20 protein-coding genes are annotated in these 19,973 nt (G+C 71.8%); 9 read left to right on the top strand and 11 right to left on the bottom strand.

All coding sequences use genetic code 11. The annotated features are described in order from the left end of the window. Positions 1–18 precede the first annotated feature (18 nt). Genes rlmB through QMG39_RS11830 form a run of 4 tightly spaced genes read right to left on the bottom strand, consistent with a single transcriptional unit; the run spans position 19 to position 4,183 of the window. Complete coding sequence (gene rlmB, locus QMG39_RS11845; protein WP_281885222.1) at positions 19–1,026, bottom strand: 23S rRNA (guanosine(2251)-2'-O)-methyltransferase RlmB; 1,008 nt, start codon at positions 1,024–1,026, stop codon at positions 19–21. Further along, positions 1,023–2,444, bottom strand: a complete 1,422-nt coding sequence (gene cysS, locus QMG39_RS11840; RefSeq protein ID WP_281885220.1) for a cysteine--tRNA ligase — start codon at positions 2,442–2,444, stop codon at positions 1,023–1,025. The genes rlmB and cysS overlap by 4 nt, the downstream gene beginning before the upstream one ends. Before the next feature lie 30 nt (positions 2,445–2,474). Continuing rightward, positions 2,475–3,641, bottom strand: a complete 1,167-nt coding sequence (gene ispD, locus QMG39_RS11835) for a 2-C-methyl-D-erythritol 4-phosphate cytidylyltransferase (protein WP_281885218.1) — start codon at positions 3,639–3,641, stop codon at positions 2,475–2,477. A gap of 59 nt (positions 3,642–3,700) precedes the next feature. Beyond that, complete coding sequence (locus QMG39_RS11830; RefSeq protein ID WP_056734541.1) at positions 3,701–4,183, bottom strand: CarD family transcriptional regulator; 483 nt, start codon at positions 4,181–4,183, stop codon at positions 3,701–3,703. Between the two features lie 183 nt (positions 4,184–4,366). Here QMG39_RS11830 and QMG39_RS11825 point away from each other — a divergent pair, with 183 nt between their 5' ends. Beyond that, a complete protein-coding gene (locus tag QMG39_RS11825) occupies positions 4,367–4,846 on the top strand; it encodes a hypothetical protein (protein WP_281885214.1) in 480 nt (159 codons plus the stop codon). 40 nt (positions 4,847–4,886) lie between these two features. On the opposite strand, the gene QMG39_RS11820 is transcribed toward QMG39_RS11825, so the two are convergent. Continuing rightward, positions 4,887–5,567, bottom strand: a complete 681-nt coding sequence (locus QMG39_RS11820; RefSeq protein ID WP_281885213.1) for a winged helix-turn-helix domain-containing protein — start codon at positions 5,565–5,567, stop codon at positions 4,887–4,889. Beyond that, on the bottom strand, positions 5,564–6,763 hold the full coding sequence (locus QMG39_RS11815; RefSeq protein ID WP_281885211.1) for a sensor histidine kinase: 1,200 nt from the start codon (positions 6,761–6,763) through the stop codon (positions 5,564–5,566). The genes QMG39_RS11820 and QMG39_RS11815 overlap by 4 nt, the downstream gene beginning before the upstream one ends. A 178-nt stretch (positions 6,764–6,941) precedes the next feature. Here QMG39_RS11815 and phoU point away from each other — a divergent pair, with 178 nt between their 5' ends. Further along, on the top strand, positions 6,942–7,604 hold the full coding sequence (phoU, locus tag QMG39_RS11810; protein ID WP_281885209.1) for a phosphate signaling complex protein PhoU: 663 nt from the start codon (positions 6,942–6,944) through the stop codon (positions 7,602–7,604). Positions 7,605–7,697: 93 nt separating this feature from the next. Here the strand turns inward: phoU and QMG39_RS11805 are convergent, their stop codons facing one another. Then, the gene (locus QMG39_RS11805; protein WP_281885207.1) at positions 7,698–8,450 is read right to left on the bottom strand and encodes a phosphoglyceromutase; all 753 of its coding nucleotides are present in this window, start codon (positions 8,448–8,450) and stop codon (positions 7,698–7,700) included. Between the two features lie 54 nt (positions 8,451–8,504). On the opposite strand from QMG39_RS11805, the gene QMG39_RS11800 reads away from it, so the two are divergent. Next, complete coding sequence (locus QMG39_RS11800; RefSeq protein WP_281885205.1) at positions 8,505–9,314, top strand: class I SAM-dependent methyltransferase; 810 nt, start codon at positions 8,505–8,507, stop codon at positions 9,312–9,314. Between the two features lie 40 nt (positions 9,315–9,354). On the opposite strand, the gene QMG39_RS11795 is transcribed toward QMG39_RS11800, so the two are convergent. From QMG39_RS11795 to QMG39_RS11780, 4 genes are all read right to left on the bottom strand, one after another. Further along, the gene (locus tag QMG39_RS11795; protein WP_281885203.1) at positions 9,355–10,428 is read right to left on the bottom strand and encodes an FUSC family protein; all 1,074 of its coding nucleotides are present in this window, start codon (positions 10,426–10,428) and stop codon (positions 9,355–9,357) included. Further along, positions 10,425–11,579 carry a CAF17-like 4Fe-4S cluster assembly/insertion protein YgfZ gene (ygfZ, locus tag QMG39_RS11790; protein ID WP_281885202.1) on the bottom strand — a complete coding sequence of 385 codons (1,155 nt, stop codon included), beginning with the start codon at positions 11,577–11,579 and terminating at the stop codon, positions 10,425–10,427. The genes QMG39_RS11795 and ygfZ overlap by 4 nt, the downstream gene beginning before the upstream one ends. Further along, positions 11,579–12,184 (bottom strand): nitrobindin family protein, encoded by a 606-nt coding sequence (locus QMG39_RS11785; RefSeq protein WP_281885200.1) that lies wholly within the window; start codon positions 12,182–12,184, stop codon positions 11,579–11,581. Before QMG39_RS11785 ends, ygfZ begins: the two co-directional genes overlap by 1 nt. 134 nt (positions 12,185–12,318) lie before the next feature. Further along, complete coding sequence (locus QMG39_RS11780) at positions 12,319–12,603, bottom strand: hypothetical protein (protein WP_281885198.1); 285 nt, start codon at positions 12,601–12,603, stop codon at positions 12,319–12,321. An 86-nt stretch (positions 12,604–12,689) separates the two neighbouring features. Here QMG39_RS11780 and QMG39_RS11775 point away from each other — a divergent pair, with 86 nt between their 5' ends. The 6 genes from QMG39_RS11775 (at position 12,690) to pstA (ending at position 19,965) form a co-directional block, all read left to right on the top strand. After that, positions 12,690–13,379, top strand: coding sequence for a response regulator transcription factor (locus QMG39_RS11775; protein WP_281885196.1), 690 nt, complete (start codon positions 12,690–12,692; stop codon positions 13,377–13,379). 86 nt (positions 13,380–13,465) lie between these two features. Continuing rightward, the gene (locus QMG39_RS11770) at positions 13,466–15,649 is read left to right on the top strand and encodes an RNA degradosome polyphosphate kinase (RefSeq protein ID WP_281885194.1); all 2,184 of its coding nucleotides are present in this window, start codon (positions 13,466–13,468) and stop codon (positions 15,647–15,649) included. After that, the gene (locus QMG39_RS11765; protein WP_281885192.1) at positions 15,646–16,587 is read left to right on the top strand and encodes an NUDIX hydrolase; all 942 of its coding nucleotides are present in this window, start codon (positions 15,646–15,648) and stop codon (positions 16,585–16,587) included. The genes QMG39_RS11770 and QMG39_RS11765 overlap by 4 nt, the downstream gene beginning before the upstream one ends. 145 nt (positions 16,588–16,732) lie before the next feature. Next, positions 16,733–17,827, top strand: a complete 1,095-nt coding sequence (locus QMG39_RS11760) for a phosphate ABC transporter substrate-binding protein PstS (RefSeq protein WP_281885190.1) — start codon at positions 16,733–16,735, stop codon at positions 17,825–17,827. Positions 17,828–17,926: 99 nt separating this feature from the next. Continuing rightward, entirely contained in the window at positions 17,927–18,871 is a 945-nt protein-coding gene (pstC, locus tag QMG39_RS11755) for a phosphate ABC transporter permease subunit PstC (RefSeq protein ID WP_281885188.1), read from the top strand. After that, positions 18,871–19,965 carry a phosphate ABC transporter permease PstA gene (pstA, locus tag QMG39_RS11750; protein ID WP_281885186.1) on the top strand — a complete coding sequence of 365 codons (1,095 nt, stop codon included), beginning with the start codon at positions 18,871–18,873 and terminating at the stop codon, positions 19,963–19,965. Before pstC ends, pstA begins: the two co-directional genes overlap by 1 nt. The last annotated feature ends 8 nt before the right edge of the window (positions 19,966–19,973 follow it).

The raw sequence follows: 19,973 nt of genomic DNA, 5'->3' as shown, positions 1-19,973 counted from the left end.
CCGTGGCATCCGCTCCCGTCAGCCCTCGGCGCGGAGCTTGGCGACCTCGTAGAGCGTGACGGATGCGGCGATGCCGGCGTTCAGCGACTCGGTCGCGTCGTGGATCGGGATCGACACGATCGCGTCGCAGGTCTCGGTGACGAGCCGGGAGAGTCCCTTGCCCTCGCTGCCGACGACCACGACGATCGGGCGATCGGCGAAGGAGAGCCCGGGCAGGCTCACGTCGCCGCCGCCGTCGAGACCGAGCACGAACACCCCGCGCTCCTTGAGTGCCTTGAGGGTCTGGGTGAGGTTCGACGCCATCGCCACGGGCACCCGCGCGGCGGCGCCGGCCGACGTCCGCCAGGCCGCGGCCGTCACGCCCGCCGAGCGTCGCTGGGGCACGATGACGCCCTGCCCGCCGAACGCCGCGGTAGAGCGGATGATCGCGCCGAGGTTGCGCGGGTCGGTCACGCCGTCGAGCGCCACGAGCAGCGGCAGTTCGTCGCGGTCGAGGAGCTCGTCGAGCAGCTCGACCGGGTGGGCGTACTCGTAGGGCGGCACCTTCAGCGCGAGGCCCTGGTGGACGCCGCCGTCGCCGGCGAGCCGGTCGAGCTCGGGTCGCATGACCTCCATGATCGGGATGTCGCGGTTGGTCGCGACCTTCAGCGCCTCGCGCACGCGGTCGTCCATCTCGACGCGTGCCGCGACGTAGAGGGTGCTGGCCGGGATCTTCGCGCGCAGCGCCTCGACGACCGCGTTGCGACCCGTCACGATCTCCGCCTCGTCACCCGACTTCGAGCGTCGCGAGGCCCCGGACGCGCCGCGCGGCGCCCCCTTCTGCCCGCCCTGGCCGCCCTGCTTCGCGGCGCGGCGCTCGGCCTGCACCTTGCGCTTGTGCGCGGGGTGGTACTCGCGGTCCTCCGCCTTGGGCGTCGGGCCCTTGCCCTCGAGCGCCTTGCGCCCGTGTCCCCCGGTGCCGGTCGACGCGCCCTTGCCCTTCTTGCGCACGGCTCCCGCACGCGACTTTCCGCTGCTGCCCTTCATGTGCCGAGACTCCAATGCGTTCCGTGGGCGGTGTCCTCGAGCGTGATGCCCGCGCCGGTGAGCTCGGCGCGGATGCGGTCGGCCTCACCGTAGTCCTTCGCCTCGCGCGCCGCCTGGCGGTCGTCGAGGAGCCGGGTCACGAGGGCGTCGAGTGCCCCCACCGCGGCCGACTCGTCCTGGCCCCGGCGATACGCGGGGTCGCGCGGGTCGATGCCGAGCACCTCGGCCATGGCGCGCACCTCCGCGTGCGCACGGGCCGCCGCCGGCAGGTCGACCGAGTCGAGCGCCTGGTTGCCCGCGCGCACGGTGTCGTGCAGCACGGCCAGGGCCTGGGGCACGCCGAGGTCGTCGTCCATGGCCCGGCCGAACGCGTCGGGCACCACCTCGGCGGCGGTGCCGACGAACCGCGTGCCGGCGAGCCGGCGCTCGGCGCGCTCGAGGAAGCCGGTGATGCGCTCGAGCGCGGCCTCGGCCTCCGAGATCGACGCGGGCGTGTAGTCGAGGGTGGAGCGGTAGTGCGCCTGGCCGAGCAGGTAGCGCACGACGATCGGCCGGGCGCGGCCGAGGAGGTCGGCCGCGTAGACCGAGTTGCCGAGCGACTTCGACATCTTCTGCCCCGAGACGTTCACGAGGCCGTTGTGCACCCAGTACTCGGCGAACGCGTCGCCGGCCGCCGTCGACTGGGCGAGCTCGTTCTCGTGGTGCGGGAACCGCAGGTCGAGCCCGCCGCCGTGGATGTCGAAGTGCGCGCCGAGGTAGCGGCGCGACATCGCGGAGCACTCGATGTGCCAGCCGGGGCGGCCCGCGCCCCAGGGCGACTCCCACGCGGCATCCGCCGGCTCGTCGGGCTTGTGCCCCTTCCAGAGCGCGAAGTCGCGCTCGTCGCGCTTGCCCCGCGGATCGGCGTCGGCGGCGGCCTCCATGTGGTCGCGGCTCTGCCGGGTGAGCGCGCCGTACTCCGGCCACGACGACGTGTCGAAGTACACGTCGCCCGAGCCGTCGGGCGCGGGGTAGGCGTGGCCGCGCTCGATGAGGCGGGCGATGAGGTCCTGCATCTGGGTCACGCTCGCGGTGGCCCGGGGCTCGTAGGTCGGCGCGAGGATGCCGAGCCGCTGGTACGCGGCGGTGAACTCGAGCTCGTACCGGTACGCGAGCGCCCACCAGCGCTCGCCCGAGTCGGAGGCGTTCACGAGGATCTTGTCGTCGATGTCGGTGACGTTGCGCACGAAGGTGACGTCGAAGCCGCGGTAGACGAGCCAGCGCCGCAGCTGGTCGTAGACGAGCGCGCTGCGCAGGTGGCCGATGTGCGGGCTCGACTGCACGGTCGGGCCGCAGACGTACATGCCCACGTGCCCCTCGCGCAGCGGCGTGAAGTCGCGCAGCGACTGTGCCTTCGAGTCGTAGATGCGCAGTGTCACGCCAGCAAGCCTACCGGCGGGCGCCCCGCATCACCGTGGCGCGACCAGCGCGGTCGCGATCGCCGCGACGCCCTCGCCGCGACCCGTGAAGCCGAGCCGGTCGGTCGTGGTCGCCGAGACGCTCACGGGCGCGCCGACCGCCTCGGAGAGCACGCGCTCGGCCTCGACGCGGCGCGGGGCGAGCTTGGGGCGATTGCCGACGACCTGCACGGCGACGTTGGCGACGCGCCAGCCCGCGGCGTCGAGGCGGCGCACCGTCTCGGCGAGGAACACCTCGCCGTGCGCGCCCGCGAGCCGCGGGTCGTCGGTGCCGAACATGCCGCCGATGTCGCCGAGCCCGGCGGCGGACAGCAGCGCATCGCAGATCGCGTGCGCCGCGGCGTCCCCGTCGCTGTGGCCCGAGAGGCCGCGCTCCCCCGGCCAGTGCAGTCCGGCCAGCCACAGCTCGTCGCCGTCGTCGCCGAACGCGTGCACGTCGACGCCCTGCCCCACCCGCCAGGCGGGCGCACCCGGGGCGACCAGTTGCTCGGCCCGGCGCAGGTCGGCAGGCACGGTGATCTTGAACGAACGCGCGTCCCCCGGCACGACCTCGACCTCGAGCCCGGCGGATGCCACGAGGGCGGCGTCGTCGGTGTGCTCCCGGCGCGCCTCGGCGTACGCCCGCTCGAGCGCCGCGCGGGGGAAGCCCTGCGGCGTCTGCACGGCGGCCAGTTCCGACCGGTCGACGGTCTCGAGCACGCTCCGCCCGTCGACGCGCTTGATCGTGTCGATCACGTCGAGCACCGGGATGACCCCGCAGTCGCGCGCGCGGACCGCGGCGACGACCTCGTCGAAGACCGCGCTGGGCGTGAACGGTCGTGCGGCGTCGTGCACCAGCACGGTGCCGACGGCGGCCGGCAGCGCGGCGAGGCCGGCCGTGACCGACGCCTGCCTGGTCTCACCGCCCGCGACCACGTGCGCCGGGATCGCGTCGCCGAGCACGCCCGCGCAGATGTCGCGCGCACGCTCGACGTGCGAGGCGGGTGCGACGACGACGACGTGCGCCGGCTCCCTCATGCCGAGCACGGCATGGAGCGAACGCCCGAGGATCGTGCCCGTGCCGAGCGGCACGAACGCCTTGGGCGCGTCGGCCCCGAGGCGCGTGCCGCTGCCTGCGGCGACGACGACGACTCCGACGGTGGCGGTGCGCTCGATCACGTCACGAGCGTATCGCCCGCCGTGCGGGAGATCGGCGCGCAGGGCTCACGCCCGGGTGCTCAGGAGGCGAGGACCTCGTCGAGGACGGTCGACGCCTGCTCCTCGTCGGTCTTCTCCGCGAGCGCGAGCTCCGAGATGAGGATCTGGCGCGCCTTCGCGAGCATGCGCTTCTCGCCCGCCGAGAGGCCGCGGTCCTGGTCGCGACGCCAGAGGTCGCGCACGACCTCGGAGACCTTGATCACGTCGCCCGACGCGAGCTTCTCCAGGTTCGCCTTGTACCGGCGCGACCAGTTGGTGGGCTCCTCGGTGAACGGGGCGCGAAGCACCTCGAAGACCTTGTCGAGGCCTTCCTTGCCGATCACGTCGCGGACGCCGACCAGGTCGACGTTCTCAGCGGGGACCTCGATGACCAGGTCGCCCTGCGTGACGTTCAGCTTGAGGTAGAGCTTCTCTTCACCCTTGATGATCCTCTTCTTCACCTCGGTGATCGTTGCGGCTCCGTGGTGGGGATAGACGACAGTCTCGCCGACCTCAAAAAGCATGAATATATGTCCTTTCGGCAACGTTCAGGATACCACAGCACCCCCGTGCTAGGGTTCGCCCCGCCACCTCCGCGCGCGTGTGCGCGAGGCCCGCGACCGGGCCCGGCGGGTGCCATCGGCTAGACTCTGACCGATTTCAACCGCGCGCGCGTGATGCGCGTGCACCCCGGACTTGGAGGTTCAGTGAAGGCGCGTCTCGCGGCATCCGTCGCCCTTGCCCTCGGCATCGCACTCGCGGGCACGGGATGCTCGATGATCACCTATCAGGCCACCACGGAGCGCTACGACGCCAGCGACGGCGTGAGCGCGGACGTGGGCGACCTCGCCATCCGCAACATCCTGGTCGTCTCGGACGACGGGGAGTCGGGCAACCTGCTCATGACCGTCGTCAACCGCGGCGGCGACGACGTCGAGCTGTCGGTGCAGTACGCCGACGGCGGCACCACCGAGATCGTCCCGATCGAGGGCGGCTCCACCGTCGTCTTCGGCACCGGCGACGTCGAGACCGAGGAGCAGATCGAGCCGTACCTGCTCTCGGGCATCGACACCGACCCGGGCTCGCTCATGCCGATCTACCTGCAGTACGGCGGCGAGCCGGGCGTGCAGGTCCAGGCTCCCGTGCTCGACGGCGGGCTGCCGGAGTACGCCGAATACGTGCCGTGACCGGCGGGCGCCGCGCGGCACCCGCGTCCGGCCGGCCCGGCTACGCCTCGAACCGGTAGCCGAGCCCCCGCACGGTCACGAGCATCACCGGCTCCGACGGCGTGTGCTCGATCTTCGAGCGGATGCGCTTGATGTGCACGTCGAGGGTCTTGGTGTCCCCGAAGTAGTCCGACCCCCACACGCGGTCGATCAGCTGACCGCGCGTGAGCACGCGACCGGCGTTGCGCATGAGCAGCTCGAGCAGCTCGAATTCCTTGAGCGGCATGGAGATCTCGTCGCCGTCCACCGCGACCGTGTGGCGCTCGACGTCCATGCGAACCCGCCCGGCCTCGAGCACGCGGTCGTCGAGGTCCTCGTCGTCGACACGGCGGCGGAGCACGGCGCGGATGCGCGCGAGCAGCTCGCGCGTCGAGTAGGGCTTGGTGACGTAGTCGTCGGCACCGAGCTCGAGCCCGACGACGATGTCCACCTCCGAGTCCTTCGCCGTGAGCATGATGATCGGCACGCCCGAGCGCGCGCGCAGCTCGCGGCACACCTCGGTGCCGGGCAGCCCGGGCAGCATGAGGTCGAGCAGCACCAGGTCGGCGCCGGCGCGGTCGAAGGCCGTGACGGCGTCGGCGCCGTCGCCGGCGACCTCCACCTCGTAGCCCTCGCGCTCGAGCAGGTAGCTCAGCGGCTCGCTCAGGGCGACCTCGTCCTCGACGAGCAGGATGCGTGTCACTTGCGTGTCTCCTCGGGTGTGCGCGGACGGCTGTCCGCGGCAGGTGATGGTTCGGGTTCGGGAGTCGGTTCGGCCGCCGCCTCCGGCAGGCGGATGGTGAAGGTGGAGCCGCGGCCCGGCTGCGACCAGACGCGCACGTCGCCGCCGTGGTTCTGCACGGTGTGCTTGACGATGGCGAGCCCGAGCCCGGAGCCGCCGGTGTCCCGTGCGCGCGCCTGGTCGACGCGGTAGAACCGCTCGAACACGCGGTCGAGGTCGGCCTCGGCGATGCCGATGCCCTGGTCGGTGACGGCGATCTCGACGACGCCGTCGGCGGAGCGGTACACGCCGATGCCGACGCGCGACCCCTCGTGCGAGTAGGTGAGCGCGTTCGCGATGAGGTTGTGCACCGCGACGCGGAGCAGCGCCTCGTCGCCGTAGACGGCGGCCTTCGACTTCGCCTTGATCGCGATGTCGACGCGCTTCGAGGCCGCGATCACGCGGTTCTGGTCGACGGCCTGGCGCACGAGCGCGTCGATCTCGATGCGCTCGGCACCCTCGATCGCCTCGTGCGCCTGCAGGCGGGAGAGCTCGATGATCTCGTTGGTGATGCGCCCGAGGCGGGCCGACTCCTCGGTGAGCCGCTGCGCGAACCGACGCACGCGATCGGGATCGTCGGCGGCGTGGTCGAGCGCCTCCGCGAGCAGGGTGACCGACGCGATCGGGGTCTTCAGCTCGTGGCTGATGTTCGCCACGAAGTCGCGCCGCACGTCGTCGAGCCGGTTCGCCTCGGTGCGGTCCTCGGCCAGCAGCATGACGTAGCGCGGGCCGAGCCGCGCGGCCCGCACCCGCAGGAGGAGCGTCGTGTCGCCGATCGGACCGCGCACGAGGCGCACCTCGCGGGTCGTCGCCTCGCCGGTGCGCCGCACCTGGTCGACGAGCGACACCAGTTCCGTGTGCACGAGCGCTCGGTCCCACACGAGGCCCATCGCGAGCGCACCCGGCGAGGCCTTCAGCACGTTGTTGGACGGGTCGAGGACGACGCCGGCGGTCTCGAGTGCGTCGAGCATCTCGTCGATGCCCTCCGGGATCGTGGGGTTGACCACCTTGGCTGCCGACGATCCCCGCCGCTCGGCGATCAGGAAGACGACCACGAACGCCGCCCCGATCACGCTGCCCACGCCGAGGGCGGCGAGCACCAGCCAGGTGGACTCCATGGACCTCAGCGTACTGACCCCGAATCGGCCGGCTTGCACGCGGGAGCCCCGACGGCGCTACTTTAGAGTCTGTTCAGGGTTCCGGCACCTCCCGTTCACCTCCGGCGGCGAGCATGTCGGGGGCGAGCGCGGTATGCCCCGCCCGAATCACGAAACCCGAGAAGAGGGATGTCGAAGCATGCGCGAAGTCTTCCAGCAGGAGATGCGTGACGTCCAGGATCGCCTGGTCGAGATCGCGGAACGCGTGGCCGAATCGATCGAGAAGGCGACCTCCGCGTTCAACGAGTCGAACGTCGCGCTCGCCGAGGAGGTCATCGCGAGCGACCCCATCATCGACGAGGCGGCCAACCAGCTCGACGAGCTCGCGATCATGATCCTCGCCCGGCAGCAGCCCGTCGCGCGCGACCTGCGCATCACGGTGAGCGCGCTCCGGGTGAGCGCCTCGCTCGAGCGCATGGGCGACATCGCACGGCACATCGCCCAGCTCGCCCGCTACCGGTTCCCCGACAAGGTGGTGCCGAAGTCGCTGCGCCCGACCTTCTCCGAGATGGGCCGCATCGACGTCGAGCTGGCGCGCAAGCTGGTCGAGATGCTCCGCACGCAGGACGTCGAGATCGCCGAGGCCATCCGCGACCAGGACGACGAGCTCGACGCGCTCCACCTCAGCGTGTTCGAGAAGGTGCTGGGCGAGACCTGGAGCGGCGAGACGGCCTCCACCGTCGACGCCACGCTCGCGAGCCGCTACCACGAGAGGTTCGGCGACCACGCCGTCTCGATCGCCAAGAAGGTGCAGTACCTGGCGACGGGCGACTGGGACGTCGATCGCACGTCCGACGCGTAGTCGGGCACACCGGAGGGACTTCCGCAGGGGGAAGTGCGAAGGGCGACGGATGCAGCCGCATCCGTCGCCCTTCGTCGTACCCGTCTCGTGCGGCTACTTCTTGCCCTGCGCCGCGACCGCCGCGGCACCTGCGGCGGCGGCCTCGGGGTCGAGGTACTCGGCCGGCTTCAGGGGCATGAGGTCCTCGCCCAGCGTGTACACCAGCGGGATGCCGGTGGGGATGTTGAGGCCGGCGATGTCGTCGTCGGAGATGCCGTCGAGGTGCTTCACGAGCGCGCGGAGCGAGTTGCCGTGCGCGGCGACCAGCACCGTCTTCCCTGCGCGGAGGTCGTCGGCGAGCGGACCCTCCCAGTACGGCATCATGCGGGCGATGACGTCCTTCAGGCACTCCGTGCGGGGCAGCTCGTCGTCGGCGAGGCCTGCATAGCGCGCGTCGCCCACCTGCGACCACTCATCGTCGTCGTCGATGGGGGGCGGCGGCACGTCGAACGAGCGGCGCCACTGCATGAACTGCTCCTCGCCGTACTTCTCGAGCGTCTCGGCCTTGTCGAGGCCCTGCAGCGCGCCGTAGTGGCGCTCGTTGAGCCGCCACGAGCGCTTCACGTCGATCCAGAGGCGGTCGGCCTGCTCGAGCGCGATGTTCGCGGTGACGATCGCACGCTTCAGCACCGAGGTGTGCACCACGTCGGGGAGCACGCCCTGCTCGGCGAGCAGCTCGCCCGCGCGCTCGGACTCGGCCTTGCCGATGTCGGTCAGCCCGACGTCGACCCACCCCGTGAAGAGGTTCTTCTGGTTCCATTCGCTGTTGCCGTGCCGCAGCAGCACGAGCGTGTAGGGAGCTGGCATGCCCCCAGACTAGCGCCGAGGGCAGGTCGCGCGAGCGCTGGCAGACTGGGGCGCATGCCGGTGGGCTCGATCACGCGAGGGACGACGAACGCCAACCGGCTGCGCCGATTCGACCGCTGGATCGCGGCGCAGCCGGCGCTGCGGCGCGCCACGGATCCGCTGGTCGTCGACCTCGGCTACGGCGCGAGCGCGGTGACGCCGCTCGAGCTGCATCGAGGGCTCGCGGCGGTGCGCGACGACGTCGAGGTGCTCGGGCTCGAGATCGACCCCGCGCGAGTTGCGCGCGCCCGCGCGCAACTCGAGGAGGTGCGCGCCGGGGGCACGGCGTTCGACCCCGCCGCATCCGTCTCGTTCGCCCTCGGCGGGTTCGAGGTGCCGGTGCCCGGAGGCCGCGCGCCGTGCGTGATCCGCGCCTGCAACGTGCTGCGGCAGTACGACGAGTCGGAGGTGGCAGACGCCTGGGCGATGCTCACGGGGCGGCTCGCACCGGGCGGGCTGCTCGTCGAGGGCACGTGCGACGAGCTCGGGCGCATCGCGTCCTGGGTCGGCCTCGACCCAGGCGGTCCGAGGACGTTCACGGTCGCGCTGCGGCTCGCCGGCCTCGAGGCGCCGTCGGTCGTGGCCGAGCGGCTGCCGAAGGCGCTCATCCACCGCAACGTGCCGGGCGAGCGCGTGCACGAGTTCCTGGCCGCGCTCGACCGCGCGTGGCGGGTGCACGCTCCCCTGTCGGTGTACGGGCCGTCCCAGCGCTGGATCCGCACCGTGACCACGCTGCGCGACGACGGCTGGCCGGTCGAGGGCGGCGTGCGACGCTGGCGGCTCGGCGAGGTCACGGTGGCCTGGTCGGCGGTCGCACCGGGCTGAGCCCGGCACGGACGGGCGGGCGGATGCCCCGGACCCGCGTTCAGAGCAGGGCGAGCGCGTCCCGCGCGTCGGCCACGTCGAGCCCGGTCGCCGTGAGCACGTCCACGAGGTAGGGGCGCAGCGCGTGCACGACGTTGCGGTCGGCGACCGAGCCCGCCGCGGGCACGATGCGCTCCGGATCGAGGTGCTTGGCGATCTCGATCGCGGCCTGCCTGGCCACGGGCAGCTGCTCGACGTCGCCCATCGCGTCGGCGAGCAGCCCGACCGCGACGGACGTGCGCGTGAACAGTTCGGCGAGCTCGGGCCGCGGCGCGCCGTCGCGCAGCGCGAACGCGGTGCGGCGCGAGGCGACCCGCAGGTTGCGCGTGGCGAGCTCGAGGCCCGTGAGCATGGTGCGCTGGCGGTCGAGGTCGTAGCGGCTCCGCCGGCCGAACGGCGAGATGCGGGCGATCGCGACGCCCGAGTCCACGGCCGCGGTCCACGCGTCGACCACGGGCTGGGTCGACCTCGCGCGTGAGAGCGCCCGATCCGCGGCATCCGCATCGCCCGAACGCATGGCGTCGGCGAAGGCCCGCAGCACCGCGACGTGCTCGTGCACGAGCCTGCGGCCCTCCCGTGCGGCGGTCCGGCGCGGGTCTCGCGGGATGATCGCGGTGGCAAGGAGCGCGAACGCGCCCGCCACCAGGCCGTCGAGGGTGCGCGTGAACGGCCCGCCCTCGGGCAGCGGCATCAGCATGACGAGCGTGCACTGCAGCGCGGCCGCGACCGCGAAGGCCGCCGACGGCGAGACGAGGCGCGCGACGAGCATCGTGACGGCGAGCGCGAGCGCGTACTGCGGGATGCCCTGGCCGGCGACGATCAGCAGCACCTCGGCGAGCGCGATGCCGAGCGTCATGCCGATCACGGTCTCGAGCACCCGGACGGGCCTGGCGTCGCGCACGAAGCCGAGCGAGGAGATCACCACGATCGCGGCGATCAGGGGCCGCTCGTGGCCCAGCACGATCGACGCGAAGGCGTAGGCGGCGACCGCCGTGACCGTGATCTGGAGCACGGCCGGGGCCGCGTCGACCATGCGCCGCACGTCGACCGTGCGCGCGAGGCCGCGGAGGTTCACCGCCGGGCGCCGAGCCTCGGCAGTCGCGGCACCTCCACCGCGGCGCCCGCGCCCGAGGGCACGACCGCGACCTGCGACGCGGCGACGTCGATGTCGTGCGACTCGACGATGAGCGCGATGTCGTCGGGCACCGCGCGCTTGACGACGGCCAGCGCGATGGGGCCGAGCTCGTGGTGCAGCCCGCTCGCGGTGATGGTGCCCACCGCGCGCCGCTCCTGCTCGCCCTCGGGCAGCTGCTTGATCGCCGAGACGACCTCGCCGTGCGCGGGCAGCACGGTGTCGGAGCCGTCGAGGTGCAGCATCACCAGCCGCCGGGGCGGACGGCCGAGGTTGTGCACCTTCGCCACGGTCTCCTGGCCGCGGTAGCAGCCCTTCGACAGGTGCACCGCGGTGCGCAGCCAGTCGAGCTCGTGCGGCAGCGAGCGGTCGTCGACCTCGGTCGCGAAGCGCGGGCGCCACGCGGCGATGCGCAGCGCCTCGGCGGCGAGCGAGCCGGCCATGCGCACCGAGCCGGTCCGGGCGGCCGCGGCGAGCGCGCGCAGCGCGTCGCGCGGCACGAGCACCTCGCTCCAGCGCCACTCGGCGGCGGGGTGCTCGGGGTCGGTCGCGTACTGGTAGCCGCCGGCCGCCACGTGCGACCACGGGTCGCGCCAGACGAGCGGCACGTCGTTCGGCGCCGCCGCGGTCACGCCGTCGGGCAGCAGCGCGGCCGGATCCTCGGCGGCCGTGCCGAGCACGGCGAACTCGTCGGTGCGCACCGACACCTCGACGCGCAGCATGAAGCGCATGCGGTCGAGCCACGAGCCGAGCGCGTCGGCGTCGCCGCCCTCGGCGACGAGCCAGGTCGCGACGCCGTCGTCGAGCACGTGCACGGCGTGCTCGACGTGGCCGCCCGCGTCGAGGAACAGCGCCTCGGCCGACTCGCCGGGCGCGAGCCGCGCGAGCGACTGGCTGGCCATCGAGTCGAGCCAGCTCAGCCGGTCGGGGCCCTCGACGCGCACGACGCCGCGGCCGGAGCAGTCGACGAGCGCGAGCCCGCGCTCGAGGTCGCGCTGCTCGACGATCGGGTTGCCGTAGTGCGCGGGCACGCCGGCGTCCACGCCCTCGGCGGGCACGGCGCCGGGCACGGCGAGCAGCGGCGAGTCGGCCATCAGGCGACCTTCGCGAGTCTGGCCGAGGCGTGCGTGCGCAGGTCCTGGCCGAGCGCGGCGATGTCCCACGCCCAGAGCAGGTGGCCCTCGACGAGCCCGTACAGGCGGGTCGCGGCCGAGTACGGCTTGGCGCCCTCGGCGCGCACGACCGCGTCGGTCGCGAGGTCGATGCGGGGGCCGGCCACCTGCCCGAGGTAGAGCTCGCCGACGCCGTCGGGGTGCACGAGCTGCACCTGCAGGTCGAACGCACCGGCGTCGTTGCGCAGCGTCTCGACGGCCTCGGCGTCGCCGAACGCCGCGTCCGAGGTCGCGGGCAGCATGCCCGGTCCGGCGTCGCCGTCGGCGAGCGGCCGGGCGAGGCGCCAGTAGCCCAGCTCCGAGGGGAGCTCGCGAGCGGTGCCCTCGGGGGCGTCCAGCAGCCAGGCGACCGACGAGTACTGCAGCACGGGCTGACCGTCGTGGGCGAACTGCACGCGCTGGCCGAACTCGTGGGTGACCGTGTCGTCGCCGACCCGGTAGTCGATGACTCCCGTGCCCTCCCACGTGCCGATGAGCCAGGAGAGCGGGACGAGTTCCGCCGGCAGGTCGGCGGGGATCTCGAGCATCGTGCTAGCGCTGCCCCGTGAACAGCTTGTAGACGACCACGCCGCTGATCCACGCGATGGACACGCTGGCGAGGCCGAGCAGTCCGAGGAACACGAGTTCGAGGGCGACGAGGGAGGATTCCATGCGCGTGAGTCTAGCCGCTCAACGGGGTGAGGAGGACCTGCACGAGCACTGCGGCCCCGATGATGACGACCGCTCCCCCGAGGCTGTCGCGCGCGCGAGCGAGGTAGCCGGCCGGCGTGCGGGTCGCGAGCTGCAGGCCGAACGCGAGCACCACGCACGCGCCGAGGCTCACCGACAGCCACGCGACCGGCTGCTCGGGCCCGAGCACGAGCACCAGTGCGGATGCCACGAGGGCCGCGGCCCACACCGGCACCACGCTCGTCCACCACAGCCGGTCCGCCGCGCGTTCGTCCATGTCGTCCACACTCCCCCCGGGCCCGGCGTCAATCGGTCCCCCGAGGTCACGATAGTATTGCCGGACCTTACAACTGGAGGGTCTGCGTGGCGCAGCTGTTGATCTTGACGTCGGCCGCCGACAACGACGTGCTCCCCGCGCTCGCCCTCCTCACGCATCGCATCCGCGTCATCCCGGCGTCGCCCGACCAGCTCGTGCGCGCGCCCGACTCGGATCTCGTGTTCGTCGACGCGCGCTCGAACCTCGCCGGCGCCAAGGCCCTCTGCCAGATCCTGCGCACGACCGGGCTCAGCGTGCCGCTCATCCTCGTCGTGACCGAGGGCGGGCTGACGGCGGTGAGCCCCGACTGGGGCGTCGACGACGTGATCCTCGAGTCCGCGGGACCGGCCGAGGTCGACGCCCGCGTGCGGCTCACGATCGGCCGCGCCGCGACCGCCCCCGCGTCCGAGCGCATCCAGACGTCCGGTGTGGTCATCGACGAGGCGAGCTACTCGGCGAAGGTGCACGGCAAGCCGCTCGACCTCACCTACAAGGAGTTCGAGCTCCTGCGCTTCCTCGCGGCACACCCGTCGCGCGTCTTCACCCGCGAGCAGCTGCTCAGCGAGGTCTGGGGCTACGACTACTTCGGCGGCACCCGCACGGTCGACGTGCACGTGCGGCGCCTCCGCGCGAAGCTCGGCGACCTCGAGGGCCTCATCGGCACCGTGCGCAACGTCGGCTACCGGTTCAACGTGCACGAGGAGGACGAGCGCGACCTCCCGGTCACCGCGAGCTGACCGACGCCCCGCCACCCGTCCGAGGCGTAACCCGGCGTTCACGCCCGCCCCTCGAACGCCCGCGACGCCGGTGGCATGATGAGGGGATGAACGCCGACGCCACCCTCACCGAGAGCGAAGAGCGGACCAGCAGCGACTTCGACGACGACTTCGAGCCGCTCGACATCGCCGGGGCGCCCGAGCTCCCGGACGCGCGCTACCTCGATCGCGAACTGAGCTGGCTGGCGTTCAACCAGCGCGTGCTGGAGCTCGCCGAGGATCCGTCGCTGCCGGTGCTGGAGCGCGCCAACTTCCTCGCCATCTTCGCCTCGAACCTCGACGAGTTCTTCATGGTGCGGGTCGCGGGCCTCAAGCGCCGCATCGCGACGGGACTGGCGGTGCCGACCAACGTCGGCCGTGCACCCGCCGACGTGCTGAGCGACATCTCCCAGGCGGCCCACGAGCTGCAGGAGCGGCACGCGCGCGCCTACCAGGACCTCGTGCGGCCCGCGCTCGCGGAGGCGGGTGTGCGCATCGTGGGCTGGCACGACCTCGGCGAGGACGAGCAGGAGCGCCTCGACGACTACTTCGCCGCGCAGATCTTCCCGGTGCTCATGCCGCTGGCGGTCGACCCGGCGCATCCGTTCCCCTACATCTCGGGGCTCTCGCTGAACCTCTCGGTGCGCGTGCGGAACAGCCGCACCGGCCGTCAGGAGTTCGCGCGCGTGAAGGTGCCGCAGATGCTGCCCCGCTACATCAAGGTGAGCGACGCCGAGACCGTGGACGACGCGCGGTACATCTCGCTGGAGTCGCTCATCGCGCACCACCTGTCGGACCTGTTCCCGGGAATGGACGTGCTCGACCACCACGTCTTCCGCGTCACCCGCAACGAGGACGTGGAGATCGAGGAGGACGAGACCGAGAACCTGATCAAGGCGCTCGAGAAGGAGCTCCTGCGCCGACGGTTCGGTCCGCCCATCCGCCTCGAGATCACCGACGACATGGACGACGTGACGCTCGGCCTGCTCGTGCGCGAGCTCGACGTGACCGAGCAGGAGGTGTACCGCCTGCCCGCGCCGCTCGACCTCGGCGGTCTGTTCGACATCGCCAAGATCGACCGGCCCGACCTGCACTACCCGCCGCACGTGCCCACGACCGCGCTGCAGCTGCGGCCGTCGGAGTCGAACCTCGACGCCGATGTGTTCTCGGCGATCGACCGGCGCGACGTGCTCGTGCACCACCCGTACGAGTCGTTCGCGACCAGCGTGCAGTCCTTCCTCGAGCAGGCCGCGGCCGATCCCGACGTGCTCGCGATCAAGCAGACGCTCTACCGCACCTCGGGCGACAGCCCGATCATCGAGGCGCTCATCGACGCGGCCGAGGCGGGCAAGCAGGTGCTCGCGCTCGTCGAGATCAAGGCCCGCTTCGACGAGGCCGCGAACATCACCTGGGCGCGCAAGCTCGAGAAGGCGGGCGTGCACGTGGTCTACGGGCTCGTCGGGCTGAAGACGCACTGCAAGCTCGCCCTCGTGATCCGGCAGGAGAAGGGCGAGCTTCGCCACTACAGCCACATCGGCACCGGCAACTACAACCCGAAGACGAGCCGGCTGTACGAGGACATGGGGCTGTTCACGGCCGACGGCCAGGTCGGCAAGGACCTGACCCGGCTGTTCAACGAGCTCTCCGGCTACGCGATCGAGAAGAAGTTCAAGCGCCTGCTCGTCGCGCCGCTGCACCTGCGGAAGGGACTACTCAAGCGCATCGCCCAGGAGGCGCGCAACGCGGAGGCCGGCAAGCCCAGCGGCATCCGCATCAAGGTCAACTCGATGGTCGATGAGGCGATCATCGACGCGCTCTACCGCGCCTCGAACGCCGGGGTGCCGGTCGAGGTGTGGGTGCGCGGCATCTGCAGCCTGAAGCCCGGCGTGCCCGGCATGAGCGAGCACATCCGCGTGCGCTCGGTGCTGGGGCGCTACCTCGAGCACTCGCGCATCTTCTCGTTCCACAACGACGGCGAGCCGGAGGTCTTCATCGGCAGCGCCGACATGATGCACCGCAACCTCGACCGACGCGTGGAGGCGCTCGTGCGCCTCACCGACCGCGGGCACATCGCCGAGGTCGGCGCGAACTTCGACAAGGCCATGGACGACGGCACCTCGTCGTGGTGGCTCGGCGCCGACGGCGTCTGGACCCGGCACTCGACCGACGCCGACGGGGGCCCGCTCGAGGACCTGCAGAACTGGCTCATGCAGCAGATCGGCCAGCGCACCCGCACGGGAACGCGACGGTGAGCGCGGCCGCCGTCTACGCGGCCGGCGCCGTGTGCTGGCGATGGATCGACGGGCGCATCCACGTGCTCGTCGTGCACCGCACGCAGCACGGCGACGTCACGATCCCCAAGGGGAAGGTCGATCCCGGCGAGAGCCTTCCGCAGACCGCGGTGCGCGAGATCAAGGAGGAGACGGGCCTGTCGATCGCGCTGGGCGTCCCCCTCGGCGACATCCGCTACACGATGCCGAACGGCCGCGAGAAGGTCGTGCACTACTGGGCGGCCGAGGTCTCGGACGCGGCCCTGCGGACCTCGACGTTCGTGCCGAACGGCGAGATCGCGGCGCTCGAGTGGGTCACGCTCAAGCGCGCACGGGGTTACCTGAGCTACGAGGCCGACGTCGCGCTGCTCGACCGGTTCACCGCGCTCGTCGACGACGGCGTCACGAGCACCGTGCCGCTCATCGTGCTGCGGCACGCCAAGGCGCGCTCGCGCAGCGGGTGGGGCAAGAAGGACGACTCGACCAGGCCGCTGGTCACGCGCGGGATCGCGCAGGCCGCCGCGCTGGCGCCCACCCTGCGGGCCTGGGCCCCGGCCCGGATCGTGTCGAGCCCCGCCACGAGGTGCGTGACCACGATCGCCCCGCTCGCGGCCGACGCGGGCATCGACATCAAGCGCAGCGACGACCTCAGCCAGGACGCGTGGGAGGCGGGAACGGCGAACGTGCGCCGCGTCATCGGCAAGCGCGTGCGTGCGCGCAAGCCCGCCGTCATCTGCAGCCACCGGCCCGTGCTCCCGCAGATCATGCGCGAGATCGCGCTCGCCACGGGCACCCCCATCGGCACCTACGCGGACGACGCCGCGCAGATGGACGCGGGGGGCTTCAGCGTCGTGCACCTGTCGCTCGAGAACCCCGCCTCGGGCATCGTCGCGCTCGAGACGCATCCCGCACGTCCCTGAGCGGCCCGCCCGCACCGCCTGGTTCCCTTCCGTTCACCTCGCGTTCACCGACCGGGCGAGGATCCGTTAAGCGTCCTGCGTAGCGTCGCAGCCGTGCCGGAGATCTCCGGGACGACACCTGCATCCGAACCCGGAAGGGAATCACGTGAATCTCAAGCGTTTCGGCGCCCCCGCCGCAATCGCCGCTGCCGCAGCACTCGCGCTCAGCTCCTGCGCAGCCAACGAGGGAGGCGCGTCGTCCGACGACACGACCGACTCGTCGCTCTCCGGCACCCTCGTGGGCGCCGGCGCCTCGTCGCAGGGCTCCGCCCAGGAGGCGTGGATCGCCGCGTTCCAGACGGCGAACCCCGACGTCACCGTGAACTACGACCCGTCCGGCTCCGGCGCCGGTCGCGAGACCTTCCAGGAGGGCGCGAGCGACTTCGCCGGTTCCGACCGCGCGTTCAACGACGAGGAGATCGCCGAGGGCAACTTCCAGGCCTGCGCCCCCGACACGAACATCATCGAGCTGCCGCTCTACATCTCGCCGATCGCCGTGATCTTCAACCTCGAGGGCGTCGAGTCGCTGAACCTCGACGCCGACACCCTCGCGGGCATCTTCGCCGGTGAGATCACCAACTGGAACGACGACGCGATCGTCTCGCAGAACGACGGCGTCGAGCTGCCCGACCAGGCGATCACCGCCGTGCACCGTGCCGACGACTCGGGCACCACCGAGAACTTCACCGAGTACCTCGGCGCGGCCGCGCCCGACGTGTGGACCTACGAGGCCGACGGCGTGTGGCCGTTCGAGGGCGGCGAGGCCGCCCAGGGCACCTCGGGCGTTGTCGACGCCGTGACCAACGGCACCGGCACCATCGGCTACGCCGACGCGTCTCGCGCCGGCGACCTCGGCACCGTCGCGGTCAAGGTCGGCGAGGAGTACGTGCCGTACTCGCCCGAGGCCGCTGCCGCGATCGTCGACGCCTCGCCGTTCGTCGAGGGCCGCTCGGAGTTCGACCTCGCGATCGAGCTCGAGCGCGACACCACCGCGTCGGGCACCTACCCGATCGTGCTGGTCAGCTACCTGGTCGCCTGCGAGGAGTACGCCGACTCGGCCAACGTCGAGCTCGTGAAGGCGTACCTCGGCTACATCGCCAGCCCCGAGGGCCAGGAGGCGTCGGCGGAGTCCGCCGGCTCGGCTCCGATCTCGGACAGCCTGCGCGAGCTGGCCACGGCTGCGATCGACTCGATTCAGTAATAGGTTGGTGCCCGACCCCGTGAGAGGCACTCGCGCGGGGTCGGGCACCACCGTTGCCGGCCTCCAACCAGTTCCACCCAACACGAGGATCCGAACCCGATGACGACGACCACCAAGGCCCCGCCGATCCGGGGCAAGCAGCGAGCGGGCGACCGCGTCTTCTCGGGCTCCGCGGTCTTCGCCGGCGCGATGATCCTGGTGACGCTCGGTGCCGTCGCCATCTTCCTGATCGTCCAGTCGATCCCGGCGCTGTTCGCGACCTCCGAGGACGCGTCGATCCTCACCACCAACTTCTGGGACTACGTCTGGCCGCTGCTGTTCGGCACGGTCTGGGCCGCCGCCCTCGCGCTCCTCATCGCGACGCCCCTGTCGATCGGCATCGCGCTCTTCATCTCGCACTACGCGCCCCGCCGGCTCGCCTCGATGCTCGGCTACATCGTCGACCTGCTCGCGGCGGTGCCCTCGGTCGTCTTCGGCCTCTGGGGCATCGGCGTCCTGGCCCCGGCCGTGCAGCCGCTCTACACCTGGCTGGTCGACAACATGGGCTGGTTCCCGCTGTTCGCGGGCCCGGTCTCCGGCACCGGCCGCACGATCCTCACCGCCGCGGTCGTGCTCGCCGTGATGGTGCTGCCGATCATGACCGCGATCAACCGCGAGGTCTTCCTGCAGACGCCCGTGCTGCACGAGGAGGCCGCACTCGCCCTCGGCGCCACCCGCTGGGAGATGATCCGCACCGCGGTGCTGCCGTTCGGCGCACCGGGCATGCTCTCGGCCGGCGTGCTGGGCCTCGGCCGCGCGCTCGGCGAGACCATGGCCGTCGCCATGGTGCTGTCGGCGACCGGCGCGGTCACCTTCCAGCTGCTCACCTCGGTGAACCCCTCCACGATCGCGGCGAACATCGCCCTGAGCTTCCCCGAGGCGTACGGCATCAACATCAACGTGCTGATCGCGACCGGCCTCATCCTCTTCATCGTCACGTTCGGCGTCAACGCGATCGCCCGCTGGGTCGTCAGCCGCCGCAAGGAATTCTCGGGAGCGAACTGATGGCCACGACGACCACCCGCCCCGCTGCCCGCTCGACCTCGGTCGAGAACGCCCTCGCGGCGGCGAAGCTGCCCACCTATGCGCTCTGGGTCGTGTTCGGCGTCTCCTTCGCCGTGGTCGGCGCCGTGCTCCTGCTGATCGCCATCGCCTCCGAGGCCGAGTTCAACTACGCGGGCTGGCTCATCATCGGCGGGCTCCTCTACGCGTTCAGCACCTGGCTGTTCTCCTCGCTCGTCGAGGGCCGGCGCCGGGGCATGGACCGCTTCGTCACGGCGCTCGTGATCGGCGCGTTCGTGATCGCGATGATCCCGCTGATCTCGGTCACGTGGACCGTGGTCAGCCTCGGTGCGGCACGATTCGACGTCGAGTTCTTCTCGTACTCGATGCGCAACGTGACCGGCGAGGGCGGCGGCGCGCTGCACGCCATCATCGGCACGCTCGAGATGACCGGCATGGCCGCGCTCATCTCGATCCCGATCGGCCTCATGACCTCGATCTACCTGGTCGAGTACGGCCGCGGCGCCGTCGCCCGCGGCATCACCTTCCTCGTCGACGTCATGACCGGCATCCCCTCGATCGTCGCGGGCCTGTTCGCCTACTCGCTGTTCTCGATCTTCCTCGGCCCGGGCACTCGCACGGGATTCGCCGGCTCGATCGCACTGGCGGTGCTGATGATCCCGGTCGTCGTGCGCTCGAGCGAGGAGATGCTGCGGCTCGTGCCGAACGAGCTGCGCGAGGCGTCGTACGCGCTCGGCGTGCCGAAGTGGCTCACGATCGTGAAGGTCGTGCTGCCCACGTCGATCGCCGGCATCACGACCGGCATCATGCTCTCGATCGCCCGCGTCATCGGCGAGACCGCGCCGCTGCTCATCGCCGCCGGCTTCACCGCGAGCATGAACTACAACCTGTTCGAGGGCCGCATGAGCTCGCTCCCCGTGTTCGTGTACACGCAGTACGCGAACCAGGGCAATCCGCCCGAGGCCTACCTCGATCGCGCGTGGGCCGGTGCGCTCACCCTGATCATCATCGTGATGGCCCTGAATCTCGTCGCGCGCCTCGTCGCCCGCACCTTCGCCCCGAAGACCGGCCGTTAGGGCCAGCA

Source organism: Agromyces rhizosphaerae, assembly GCF_027925245.1.
In the GTDB taxonomy this organism is placed as follows: Bacteria; Actinomycetota; Actinomycetes; order Actinomycetales; family Microbacteriaceae; genus Agromyces; species Agromyces rhizosphaerae.
Note: the sequence above shows the minus strand (reverse complement) of the source record. Positions and strands in the feature narration are given on the sequence as shown.